Genomic DNA, 13,550 nt, shown 5'->3' with positions numbered 1-13,550 from the left:
CATTCAATTGATGGTGAGTTTGCAATTCGAAAAGGCGATTGGAAATTAATCATGTGTCCAAGCTCTGGAGGTTGGAGTTTTCCACGGCCAAGGAGAGATTCAGCTGTCATCGCAACTTTACCGCCCATTCAGCTTTATAACTTAAAAAACGATCCTTCTGAAGAAAACAACTTACAGGCGGAAAACACAGAAAAGGCACAAGAACTCAAAACACTTCTTGCCAAATATATTTTAGATGGAAGAAGTACTCCAGGTGTTCCACAACAAAACGATAGAGCCGATGATTGGAAACAAATACACTGGATAGATGAATAAGAATTCACCAATCTGTGGATAGGAGGTTATTTATAAGAATTGTGGGCGTGTGGACTTTTGCTTCTATTATTGATATTCAGTATAAATTTTAAGGATAATGTGAAATTCAACAATATCAAAACATTCAAAAACATTTACCCCCTCGAAATTCTTAATGCGTAATTTGGGTTTAATTGATTCACTATAGGATACATACCTCGAAGCTTGCTTTGTAAAAATTACTATTTATCTGAGTTCGATTAATCTTTAGAGGTATTTCATTATTAAAAAAGATAGATTTTTAGTAAATTAAAGTGTTGGATTTCATTTTTTTAATCTAAAAACCTATCTGTATTTTACCTTTAACGGATTGGAAATCTGTTCACGTGAGTTGCAGCTAATTTAAACCTATTAGTTTGTTGATAGAAGTCTGGGAGGTTGGTTATTTAAGAAATAGGGCAAAAAATATAAAAAGGAACGGAAAGTCGTTCCTAGGTGTTTAATGCCATAAAACAACAAAATAATATTTTTATTGTTTTTGCTAAATAACTTACTACAGGGTGTTTTTTAGCAAATATAGAGGAGCTAATGAGGAATTTACAGCAAGTTAACATATAAACGATAATGTAGATTTGCTATTACATAGAGAGCTAATATACAGTTGTTTTTAAAAGTTATTTTATTCTTAAATAAGTAAACCAAAATGATCAAACTAAATTATAACAGACCACTAAAAACGGTATTTATTCCTTTTTTATTTGGAATACTATTAATTACTGGTTGCAAGCAACAAGATTTGCCAGCGTATTATGTGCATGGGGTTGCAGAGCCAATAATTTCCCTAAACGGAAAATGGAAAATAAACACGACTCCCTCAAACAGTTTTTGGAAAGACACAGTGACAAATAAGGAGTGGAAAGAAATATTAGTGCCAGGTGAATGCATGATGCAAGGTATTCCCATTAAGCATGATGAATCTTTTGCATATAAAAAGCGAATTTATATTCCTTCGGATTACAAAGGGAAAACAATTATAATAAAATTTGATGGAGTATATAGTTACGCAAAAGTTTGGGTAAACGGTCATTACATTCGAGACCATTCTGGAGGATTTACAAGTTGGGAGTGTGACATTACACCCTATGTACAAGTAGGAGATACAGCTACTTTACACATGGAAGTAGTGGATAAACGGGATGAGATATCCTATGCATCAGGCTATGCAAAGCACGAAATAGGTGGTATATTAAGAGATGTTAAATTAATGGCCTTGCCGCATAACTACCCCGATCAAGTAGTTATTACCACAGATTTAGATCCACAATACAGAGACGCTACTCTTCGAATTAGAGGCATAACCCATGCTACAACAGATGAAAATATAATAATTAAGCTTGCCCTATTTAATAATCAAAATAAGGAAATTGAGCTTAAAATACCGTCTCAAATTATATCTAATGGTCAATTTGATATTGAAAATCACATTGTCAGTCCATTGAAATGGGATGCAGAACATCCAAATTTATACAAACTTAAGCTTAGTGTAGTAGAGAACGAAAGCGTAATATGGAGTAAATCTTATAACGTAGGCTTTAGAGAGATTGAAGTTCTTGGTAATAGGTTTTTAGTAAATGGGAAACAAATAAAACTAAGAGGAGCAAACCGTCATGATGTTCATCCCATGCTAGGTAGAGTATCTACACCAGAATATGATAAGAAGGATGTATTGCTTGCCAAAGAAGCCAATATGAACTTCATAAGAGCATCTCACTACCCGCCTACAGAATATTTTCTACAATTATGTGACGAATATGGTATTTATGTAGAAGATGAAACACCTGTTTGTTTTGTTGACTCGTGGCGTCGTGAAAACTATAAACCCCACGTAACGCAAGATGATCCAGCATATACAGAAAGGTACTTTTCCCAATTAAAAGAAATGGTGACGAACCACCGTAATTACCCCTCAATTATATTCTGGTCCATTGGAAATGAAAACAAATTTGGTAATAACTTTCAGGCATCCTATGATTGGGTGAAAAAAACAGACAATACACGTCCAATCATTTTTAGCTATCCAGAACACGTTCCAAAAGGTATAAGCTCTTATGACCTTATTAGTGAACACTACCCCGATACAAATGGAAATGAGAATTACGAACAATTTGTAATCAGAGGATTTGGTCAAGCAGATAAGCCCGTGATCTTTGATGAATGGGCACACGTACCATGCTATACAAAAGATGTGAAATCTGACCCTAATATCCGTGAGTTTTGGGGTATTTCTTTAGATACCATGTGGCAAAAAACCTATGATGCTGATGGTGGCCTTGGAGGGGCTATATGGGGGATGATAGACGAAACTTTTATGTTACCAAAAAATCTTCCTGGTTATGGAGACTGGTGGGGCACTGTAAAAGGTGATCCTGATATAGAACCATATTCAGGACCCACTGTTGGTTTTGGCGAATGGGGTATAGTTGATACTTGGCGTAGAAAAAAACCTGAATTTTGGAATACCAAAAAAGCATATTCACCAGTAAGAATACTAAAAAAAGAGTATAAAAACATAAAACAAGGTTCGTCTTTAGACGTACCTATTTATAATCGGTATGATCATACTAACTTAAATGAATTAAGTATACAATACACAATTAATGGCAAACTAAAAACATTAAAAAGTCCAAACATTCCTGCACATACCAAAGGGAAAATACAAATCCCAATAGATTTCCAAGGTCATAAATTTTCTATTATCATAAATTTTAAAGATAGTAAAAATCACTTAGTAGATACCTACTGCTTGAACATAGAAAATGAGAAAAAAATAGAAACTCCCATTTCAAAAGGAACACGTATAGATATTAAAGAAAGTAAAGACTATTATACTATTGTGTGTGAAAATAATGTAGAATTTAAACTCGATAAGAATACAGGATTATTTACAAAAGCATATGTTAAGGACAATAAAATGAATTTTTCAGGGCCATACCTTAATCTGTTAACTAGGGGGAAAGAAGTGAAGTTTTCCATTTATGAAGTTAATAACTATAGCAAAAATTGGAATTTAAAATCTATGTCAGTGACAAAAAAGGATACTCATATAGAAATTATAAATTCTGGAAGCTATGATAGTTTACAGAATGTGAAGCTAGTAACTAGGGTATTTCCAGATGCAAGTATTCTTACTGAATATCAAATACAAAAAATGCCAGAAGAGTTTATTCGCGAGTTGGGCATAAGTTATGCTATTGACAACGTGGTCGATTCACTTTCATGGAAAAGAGACGCTTATTGGGGGGTTTATCCAGCTAATCATATGTCTGCTATAGAAGGAAAAACAACTCTTTATTCGAATATACAAAATAAGTACAGGGAAGCACCCCAAAAAGATTGGCAATACGATACCAAAAGCTTTTATTACCATGGAGTTGATAAAGAACAAGTTGGTGCATTAACACACATAGCACGATCATCAAAAGAAAATATCCGAACCTTTAAATTATACTTAGGTCATCTAGGAAGCCTTGTTGTAGGCGGAAATGCTGATAAATCGTGTAGAATAGAAAAGATAAATGGGAATATTAATTTACACATCAATAATGAGCTTGATTATCCCGGTCTGTCATGGGGTAATTATCAAAAAAATATCCTATTAAAAGGCGCATATAAAAATAAAGTTGAATTAAGGCTCAGTTTTTAATACTATAGGGAATAGTTTGATTCGTAGTATAATTGCTGAATAACTTGCTATGTGATATTTTTAGCAAATATAGAGGATGTTATGGGGAATTTATAGCAAGTTAATATATAAGTGGCCGCATATATTTGATGTATCATTAAAAAAAACATGAATGAATCTTTCTACTTTAGATATAATTATTTTTGTAAGTTATTTTTTATTGGTTTTAGCAATAGGCTTAGGAGTTACGTTTTTTATTAAGAAAAAACAATCTTCGAAAGACTACTTTTTTGCTGGAAACACTTTGCCATGGTGGGTAATAGGATCTTCTGTAATTGCTGCAAATATTTCTGCAGAGCAGTTTATTGGAATGACAGGTTCTGGTTATGCCATTGGATTAGGAATAGCAACATATGAATGGTTGGGAGCTCTTGGTTTATTAATAGTTGCAAAATATTTTTTACCTATTTATTTGAAAAATGGCATTTATACAATGCCCGGATTTTTAGAAAGGAGATACGATTCGAGATTAAGAATTAGTTTAGCTGTTTTTTGGCTACTCGTTTATTGGTTTGTTAATTTATCTTCTGTATTTTATCTAGGAGCTTTGGTTTTACAAGGGTTTTTAGGCTTATCTCTTATGCAATGGATTTTGGTCTTAGCCGTTTTGTCAGGATTATATGCGGTAATTGGAGGTTTAAAAGCCGTAGCATACACAGATGTTATTCAAGTTATCTTTTTGGTTTTTGGTGGTTTAATGACAACCTTTTTTGCTATCAAAGCCATTAGCAATTCTTTCGACATTTTTTCAGGACTTCAAATCTTGTATGAAAATGCACCAGAGAAATTTGATTTAATTCTTAGTAAATCTGATCCGAATTATAAATATTTACCAGGAATTGGAGTGATATTGGGAGGGATTTGGGTAGCAAATATTGCTTATTTTGGTTGTAACCAATACATCATTCAGCGCTCGTTAGCAGCCAAAAGCATAGGTGAAGCTCAAAAAGGAATGGTGTTTGCTGCGTTTTTAAAATTATTTATTCCTTTAATTGTGGTGTTGCCTGGTATTGCTGCCTTTGTTTTAGATGCAGGTATCGATAAGCCAGACGAAGCTTATCCATGGTTACTTAATTCATTCATTCCATCAGGATTTAAAGGATTGGCATTTGCTGCATTAATAGCAGCTATCGTATCCTCATTAAGCTCCATGGTTACCAGTGCATCTACCATTTTTACTTTCGATATATATAAACCCATATTTAACAAAACAGCAACAGATACCAAGTTGGTTGTAGTAGGTAGAATAATGAGTGCGTTGTCTTTGCTTATAGCCGTACTTGTCGCACCATTACTATCATCTTTAGAACAAGCTTTTCAATTCATCCAAGACTTTACAGGTATGGTAACTCCAGGAATAGTTGTCGTTTTCCTATTTGGATTATTTTGGAAAAAGGCAAATTCAAGCGGAGCTTTATGGACAGTAATTTTAACCATTCCTGTTTCCGTATTATTAGATATAACAATAGAAAATTTGCCTTTTTTAGATAGAATGGGTATTTCATTTTTAATACTATCAGTTGTTTTGATATCAATTTCACTATTTAAAGGAGGGAAAAGTAACAACCTCATTAAAATAAATAAAGGAATATACAAAACTAAAACACTATTTAATGTGGTCTCTATTCTGATATGCGCATTTCTAGCATTGCTTTACTATACATTTTGGTAAACAACAAAGAGGGATTTTTATTATTATAAACACAAGAACTAAAAGAAAAATTAATGAATAAATTTTGGAAAAATGACGATGAATTATTTGCAGCAGCAAAAAAAGAATTATTTACGGCAGTTGTAGGTGATGCCATGGATAAAATGATGTTATTACATCAATTTTTGCCCCCTCAAATACAGCCTTTAAAAGACGATATGTTTTTAATAGGACGTGCTATGCCAGTTCTAGAAGCAGACACATTTGAAGAATTAAGCATAGGAAGTCAAAATCCATTAATGTCAAAACCATTTGGTCTTATGCTAGAAGCTTTAGACGATTTAAAAAAAAATGAAGTATATATCTGTTCTGGGGCTTCTCCAAATTATGCACTACTTGGAGAACTTATGATGACTAGAGCAAAAACATTAGGAGCTGCCGGGGCAATAGCCAATGGTTATTCTAGAGATACCTTTGGGATGCTAGAATTGGATTTGCCCATTTTCTCTTATGGAAATTATGCACAAGACCAAGGACCTAGAGGAAAAGTGATAGATTTTAGAGTGCCAATTGAAATGAATGGAATTAGAATAAATCCAGGAGATATTATTGTGGGAGATATTGATGGAGTATGCGTAGTTCCAAAAGAACATGAGAAAGACGTGTTCTTAAGAGCATTTGAAAAAGCTAGGGGTGAAAAAACAGTTTTAAAAGCCATTCAAAATGGTATGAGCGCCTTAGATGCTTGGGATAAGTATCAAATCATGTAATGAATCCATAAAGAGTAAGTCTTAACCATTATAAAAAAAATCATGAATGTAAAAGAAAAATATAAATTGCTCGACGCTATTAAGAAGCTATGATTTAGAACTCTTTGTTGGTAAATCCATAGAAGTGTGGAAAATCATTACTAAATATACCGGTCTAAAGGAAACTTTGAAGCTAACAATAGATAAAATTTTTTAAATAAAAAAGATGAAGATAACAGACGTGAAAGTATGGCTTGTAGAAGGAGTCAAGTACAACTGGACACTATTAAAAATATATACAGATGAGGGTGTAACAGGAGTTGGGGAGGCGACTAACTGGCCAGGCAGTCAAATAATTGAAAGTGCAGTCAAAGAATTAGGACAAAGAATTATTGGGTTAGACCCTATGAGGACAGATTTTATCTGGACAAAATTGTACAGAGACTTAAACTGGATAGGGCCTTATGGAGCAAGTATGTGTGCTATTTCTGGGATTGACATGGCATTGTTGGACCTTAAAGGGAAGGCACTAGGAATACCTGTATATGATTTATTAGGAGGGTCTTTTAGAACTAAAATTCAATTATATGCTAATTATTGGTTCACAGGAGGAGGGCATAACGAAGCTGATTACGTTAAGCAAGCCAAAGAAGTAAAAGCAGCAGGTTTTACAGGGTTAAAATTCGACCCTTTCGCCCATACCAACTATTTTTATGGAGAGGATTTGGATACTAATTTATCACTTTCAAAATTGCAACAAAATAGAGCCTTTAATGTAAGTAAGGCTGTAAGAGAAGCTGTTGGAGAAGACATGGATATCATGATTGAAACCCATGCCATGCTTAATTTTAAAGTAGCGGTAACAATGGCAAAGCGTCTAAAAGAATTAGACATTACCTGGTACGAAGAGCCGGCAGGTCCTGAAAGTGCAGATACATTGAGAGCTTTTAGAGAGCGCATAGATCCAAGTGTTTCTATATGTGTAGGAGAAAGGCACTATACAAGACATGCTATTCGTCCTATTTTAGAAAAACATATTTGTGATGTAATTATGCCTGATATTACGCGTTGCGGTGGCCCTTCGGAAATGAAGCGTATGGCAACCATGGCAGAAGCATACAATGTTATGATAGCCCCGCACAATCCAAATGGCCCTCTATCCACTTTAGCATCAGCACACGTCTGTGCTTCGATTCCGAACTTCTTTAGACAAGAATTTATTTTTAAAGATGTACTTTGGAGAGATACCGTAATCGATTATCCTTTAGACATCCAAAACGGACAATTGATACTAAGTGAAAGACCTGGTTTAGGAGTAGATTTGATTGAAGAAGAAATGGAAAAACATCCAGGGATTAGAGAACACAGAGATGGGTTTTATATCTAACAATTAAAAACAAATACCATGTTGACCATTGATTTAAAAGGAAAAACAGCTCTAGTAACAGGAGTTAGTAATGGCCTAGGGCAAGGGGTTGCAAAAGTGTTGGCAAAAGCAGGTTGTAATGTATCGGGTTGTGGGCTTTCTGCTAAAAATTCAGAAGGGGCAATAGCTTTTATTAATATCGCAGAAAAAGAAGGGACTCAGGCAATATATACTTCTCTTAACATCACATCATTTGAAGATCAAGAAGCATTAATTAAAAAAACGATTGAAACCTTTGGGAATATTGATATTTTGGTATCCAATGCTGGAGTCAATGTATTTGAAGGGGCAGAAAATTGTACGGATGAACAATGGGAATTCAATATGGATTTGAATTTAAAATCACATTGGAAAATAAGCAAACTTTGCAGACCTCATCTTGAAAAAAGTGGAAAGGGTGTTATCTTAATAATGACCTCAAACCATTCTGATTATACAATACCCGGATGTTTCCCATACAATATAGCCAAAACCGCTATAAAAGGTATGGTTCAATCATTGGCTATAGAATGGGGGCCTAAGATTAGAACAGTTGGCATAGCTCCTGGGTTTATAGACACTAAAGGCAATCAAAAATGGTTTGATAGTTTTCCAGATGCTGAAGAAGAACGTCAACGTACTATAGACACACATCCGGTTAAAAGGATAGGGACTGCAGAAGAAGTAGGTGCCTTATGTGCTTTTTTAGCATCCGATGCAGCAGCCTTTATCTCAGGAACCACTTATCTTATCGATGGTGGACGATCAGCCTTGATGCAGGATTGAAGTAGAAATTTAAAAATATAGTAATATGAATTTAAGATTAAAAAAAACTATTATTTGTTGTGTTTTGCATAGGTCTATCCTGTAAAAACCAAGCAAAAGAGACCAATATTGATTACATAGATCAATACAATGTTGCCAGGTGTACCCTTTTAAAAATACCGTTATTGGACGCTATTTAAATAATGAGTTTACAGGTTGAATGTTAGAGAGTGATATACCAAATACAAATCATGAAATAGCAATTCAATTATATGTAGTCTTTAGATGCTAAAATCATGTCTTATATAAATACATTTGAAAATGTAGTTTATGCTTTTGATTTCAATAAAAAAAGTGAGATTTCAAACTAAAGGATAGCCATAGAAGTTCCAAAAGAATTTGGAACGCCAGATGGAATGACTATTGATAATAGAGCTTACTAATGGATCGCTATGTGGGGAGGATATTCTTTTATTTGTTGAGATCCTAAATCTGGACAATTGCTAGATAAAATTGAGGTAGATGCCCCTAATGTAACTTCATGTGCTTTTGGAGGAGAAAATATAGATACCCTTTTTATCACTACAGCTAGGGAAGGTTTATCTGCTTTAGAATTGAAAAAATATCCAAATAGCGGAAATATATTTACAATACAAATAGAAGTAAAGGGGTTTAAACCTGATAATTACCATCAACCTTGTGAACTAATTAGCTTTGAATTTCTTTAATGTTGTTTAAGAAATCTGATGGAGACATATTTTTAATACGATGAAACTGTTTATTGAAATGAGATGGACTATTATAGCCACTTAAATATGCTGCTTCTTTTAGGCTGTATTTTTCCTCTTGGATTAATTTGCAGGCATAGCCTATTCTAATTTCATTCAAAAAACCTGTAAAAGTTTTATTGGTCCTATTTTTAAAATACCTGCAAAAAGCAGTTTTATTCATCAGGCCTACTTTGGCTACTTCATCTAAAGTTATAGGGTTAGAAAAATTATCCATCACAAATTCAAAAACCTTATTAATTTTTAAATCACTTTTAAATATGGTTTCTTTAAATAATGGGGATGCCAATAATCTGTATTCTTTAGAAATTGAAGCTATATGTAAAATTTCTAGAAATAATACAATTCGCGCCATACCCTTTAAAAGAATTAACTTTTTCACTTTCTTAATTAATATTTTGGAAGTATTATTAATAAAAGAAATACCCATTTCCGCATTTTTAAAAAGTTCGTTGAGTTTTTTTGACTCAGACAAATTTAAAAATGAGGATCCAATAAAGTTTGGAGGGAACTGTATTATGATTGAGACACATTTCGATTTAACATCATTTAAATTCTTTGGAGGATTACTTCTCCAAACATGAGGGAGCTTTGAGCCTAATAAAATAACATCTCCTTTTGAGAATGATTCAATGGAATCACCAATAGAACGTTGCCCTTTTCCTTTTAATATTACTACCAGTTCAAGCATTTCATGAAAATGCCAATCGTCATAAAAATGTATTCGTTCGTCTTTTCTAATAAGAAAAGCTTGCTCAGGGGAGGTTTTTATTTTTCTAAAATTTGCTTTCATTATTAATAAGTATATTAATTATGCTAATATAGAGAATGTAATTGGTAACTCAGAGCATTAAATTGGTATTACAACCTTTACTTAAATATCTGATTGGGTGTTAATTAATCTATTATAAATTTCATAAGCATCTTTATTCTTTAATAAACTTAAATACTTTTTGGTTGTCTAATTGTAAAAAATACAATCCAATAGGCAAATAATTTATATCACTTTTTTGATTATTAGAAATGATACCCTTTTTAACTTCTTTTCCTAGATTATTATAAATAGTGTATTTTTTTTCAGAAGTTAACCCGCTTACCTGTATATAATCACTTGATGGATTTGGGTGAATTTTTATGGATTGTAATGATGTATTATTTTCTAGTGATAAAGTATTAAGAGGTACTGTTACTATATTATCAAAAGCTATTCTAGGATTAGACCCCGTATTAGTAGTTTCTGTAACTGTAAAACTTGTTACCCCACTCCAGTTTAACACAACCGGAACACTAGAAGGAACCCCTCCTATTAAATTAACAAAAACATCTGAATAAGAACCAGAACCACCTGTATGAGAAATTCCATATGTTTGATTATGAGAAAGAGACCCACCAAGTATAAGAGATACAAAGTCTATTTCTGTGCCAAAAGTAAATGTAACTACTGCAGTAGTATCCCAACCGTATATAAAAACCCCGGAGGAACCAAAATGTGTAGGGTTATTATTACTGTTTAAGTCAGCACCACTTACTGTTAAAGTAACAGAATTTACAGTTTGTAAAAAAGAAGTTTGAGCAAATTGAGAACTTGCAATGTTTTCAAAATCAAAGGTTGCTTGAGCAAAACTGTTAGCAAAAATTAGACTTACTAAAATTAAATAATTAATATTATTTTTCATAATATATGCACTACTGACAAAAATACGGTTTTCTGAAACGGAAACCAAAAACCCAATAAATTGGTTGATTTTTTGATTTAGTTATATCTTCCATGTATTGAAAAAAAGGCAAAAATAGATTGAACTTGCAACAAAAAACTAGACAAAAAGATGAGAGTTGTATGCGGCTAATTTTATTGTTTGATAAAGAGCCTCCTAAAAGAACGTTACTATCTATTGACATCGTTAATTCAGAAAATTTCAGGCAATACTTAGTAGAATAAACTGGAAAAACTCTCAATTACATTAACTTGTTCCCAAAATTTCCCCATTTTGTTTTCTAAGAACTAATCTTATCCTATCCAATTGATTTCACCAAATATCTTATCAAAACATCTTTATTTTTGCACAAAAGTATAAATCAAACTAACTATTTTTATGATAGTTTATAGCATAAAGTATGTATACAAATGACAAATAACTTAAGTGAACTGCCAGTCTAATACTAATTTAGCAGGGAGTTTTATTTTAGTTTCTTAATTTCTAATGGGTTGTTATTTTTTTTGAAAAACTTTTTAGATAACTATTCCATGACTCTTTTGAGGTAAACTCTCCTGCTTTTTCCCAACCAAATCCAGCATAATAGGTTGCAATACCATTATTAACTTTTACTTCAGCAAAAAGGTTACTTCGGTCTTTTAAAGGGGTATCATATAAAGTTGAAGATATGAAGCTTCCCTTTGGAACTACAATGGCTGTACCCAATTGAGAATCTTCATGTGGTTGCCAATACGATACCCAACCCGAGTCTTGATTTTGCGTATCTACTCCATCTTTTTCGTGAAGTGTTAAACCTACATGAACGCTTTCAGTTCCAGAAAGTGCTACTTCAAACTTTGACAAATTATTACCATAATCTAAAGATATATGTTTGGTTTCTGAAATCGTTTTGCCATTAGCATTCCAATTGGCATATTCTAAAACAAAACTAGTTCGAATAGGTCCCGTAGTAATGGTTTTCCAAGTTGTGAAGTTTTTTGAAAAATGATAAACTGAATCTGATTTTACAGCAACTCCTCCAACACCACGAGATACGCCAACATGAAAATTATCTAAACCCTCTCCTTTATCTTTATGATATGCGCCCTTTTCTTTTTGATCTTCGGCATACCATTTATTAATTATTGGATATTCTACACGCTTTAACCAAGCATCAATGCCACTAGAAAGCGTTCCACCTTTAATTGAATCTTCAACCATTTTTTGGGCTGTTGGCCCAAAAGTTCTAAATCCTACTTTATTATTTTCCCAAGCATAATCATCCGTTCTTTCAGGAACAAATCTTGAGTAACAATAGTCTACTGTTTCTGGTTTTTGCGATTCATCAACGACAAGAAGCTTATATTGCTTCGAGCTATTGGCTTCAATTTCTAGTTGAAACAATAACATATCTACCTTTCCATCTTCATCGGTATCTACAAATTGAGACACTACAATAGTATTGGTTTTTAAATCTTTTACCGACAAGTTTTCAAAAGCTTCACCTTCATTTAATGGTAAATCAGAAGCGTTGATTTCTATTGTTTCAAAAGAACGTGCTATATCTAAAGAATTCTCAATAGTTATTACATGCTCCTTTGCTTGACCGCATCCAAAAAAACACAGTAGTACGCTCAGGGCTGAAAACAGGGTTACTTTTTTCATAATTAATCTTCGTTTGAAGGTTTCCCAATAGTTGCCAAAATACCACCATCAACATAAACTACTTGGCCATTTACAAAGTCACTAGCTTTTGATGATAAAAATATTGCTGCACCGGCTAAATCGTCTGGATCTCCCCATTTGGCAGCGGGTGTTCTGTTTATAATAAAATCATTAAATGGATGACCATCCACACGAATTGGAGCTGTTTGTGAAGTTGCAAAGTATCCTGGACCAATACCATTTACTTGGATATTATGTTTTGCCCATTCGGTAGCCATATTTTGAGTCAACATTTTTAAACCACCTTTAGCAGCGGCATAAGCACCAACACTGTTACGACCTAACTCACTCATCATAGAACAAATATTAATTACTTTACCAGACTTACGTTTAATCATACCTGGCACCACGTGTTTTGATACTATAAACGGACTTACCAAATCGATATCAATAACTTGCTTGAAGTCTTCAACCTCCATTTCAATAAGTGGCGTACGCTTAATAATACCGGCATTATTTATTAAAATATCTATTTGTCCGACCTCTTCCTGAATTTTTGAAATGGCAGCAATAACCTCATCTTCATTGGCGACATTAAACTTGTAGCCCACAGCATTAATACCTTCTCTCTTATATTGGGCAACAGCCTTATCGATTTTATCTTGAGATGAATTACCATTTACAATAATTGTAGCACCTGCTAAACCCAAACCTCTGGCCATGGCCATACCTAAACCATGTGTACTTCCTGTTACTAAGGCATTTTTCCCTTTAATATCAAATAATGATAGACTCAT

9 protein-coding genes and 2 pseudogenes are annotated in these 13,550 nt (G+C 33.3%); 7 read left to right on the top strand and 4 right to left on the bottom strand.

Translation table 11 applies throughout. The features are described 5' to 3' along the window. From L3X37_RS03875 to L3X37_RS03845, 7 genes and pseudogenes are all read left to right on the top strand, one after another. A pseudogene (locus tag L3X37_RS03875) lies at window positions 1-315 on the top strand (arylsulfatase); the annotation flags it as partial. A 682-nt stretch (window positions 316-997) separates the two neighbouring features. Beyond that, window positions 998-3,997 carry a glycoside hydrolase family 2 protein gene (locus L3X37_RS03870; protein ID WP_237238857.1) on the top strand — a complete coding sequence of 1,000 codons (3,000 nt, stop codon included), beginning with the start codon at window positions 998-1,000 and terminating at the stop codon, window positions 3,995-3,997. Between the two features lie 151 nt (window positions 3,998-4,148). Next, window positions 4,149-5,708, top strand: coding sequence for a sodium:solute symporter family transporter (locus L3X37_RS03865; RefSeq protein ID WP_237238856.1), 1,560 nt, complete (start codon window positions 4,149-4,151; stop codon window positions 5,706-5,708). A gap of 53 nt (window positions 5,709-5,761) precedes the next feature. Continuing rightward, window positions 5,762-6,457, top strand: coding sequence for an RraA family protein (locus L3X37_RS03860; protein ID WP_237238855.1), 696 nt, complete (start codon window positions 5,762-5,764; stop codon window positions 6,455-6,457). 205 nt (window positions 6,458-6,662) lie between these two features. Continuing rightward, complete coding sequence (locus L3X37_RS03855; RefSeq protein ID WP_237238854.1) at window positions 6,663-7,823, top strand: mandelate racemase/muconate lactonizing enzyme family protein; 1,161 nt, start codon at window positions 6,663-6,665, stop codon at window positions 7,821-7,823. Between the two features lie 18 nt (window positions 7,824-7,841). Beyond that, window positions 7,842-8,627: an SDR family NAD(P)-dependent oxidoreductase gene (locus L3X37_RS03850; RefSeq protein ID WP_237238853.1), complete on the top strand. Its 786-nt coding sequence runs from the start codon at window positions 7,842-7,844 to the stop codon at window positions 8,625-8,627. Window positions 8,628-9,103: 476 nt separating this feature from the next. Beyond that, window positions 9,104-9,334, top strand: a pseudogene (locus tag L3X37_RS03845) (SMP-30/gluconolactonase/LRE family protein); the annotation flags it as partial. On the opposite strand, the gene L3X37_RS03840 reads toward L3X37_RS03845, so the two are convergent. The 4 genes from L3X37_RS03840 to L3X37_RS03825 all read right to left on the bottom strand — a co-directional run bounded on the left by L3X37_RS03840 (window position 9,315) and on the right by L3X37_RS03825 (window position 13,550). Beyond that, on the bottom strand, window positions 9,315-10,187 hold the full coding sequence (locus L3X37_RS03840) for an AraC family transcriptional regulator (RefSeq protein ID WP_237238851.1): 873 nt from the start codon (window positions 10,185-10,187) through the stop codon (window positions 9,315-9,317). The pseudogene L3X37_RS03845 and the gene L3X37_RS03840 sit on opposite strands and share 20 nt — an antisense overlap. 133 nt (window positions 10,188-10,320) lie before the next feature. Beyond that, window positions 10,321-11,070, bottom strand: a complete 750-nt coding sequence (locus tag L3X37_RS03835; RefSeq protein WP_237238850.1) for a T9SS type A sorting domain-containing protein — start codon at window positions 11,068-11,070, stop codon at window positions 10,321-10,323. Window positions 11,071-11,592: 522 nt separating this feature from the next. After that, window positions 11,593-12,753, bottom strand: a complete 1,161-nt coding sequence (locus L3X37_RS03830) for a BT3233 family polysaccharide utilization protein (RefSeq protein WP_237238849.1) — start codon at window positions 12,751-12,753, stop codon at window positions 11,593-11,595. Window positions 12,754-12,755: 2 nt separating this feature from the next. Then, window positions 12,756-13,550: a gluconate 5-dehydrogenase gene (locus tag L3X37_RS03825; protein WP_237238848.1), complete on the bottom strand. Its 795-nt coding sequence runs from the start codon at window positions 13,548-13,550 to the stop codon at window positions 12,756-12,758.

Source organism: Wocania arenilitoris (assembly GCF_021728535.1).
Taxonomy (GTDB): domain Bacteria; phylum Bacteroidota; class Bacteroidia; order Flavobacteriales; family Flavobacteriaceae; genus Wocania_A; species Wocania_A arenilitoris.
This window is presented reverse-complemented; position numbering and strand designations above follow the sequence as displayed.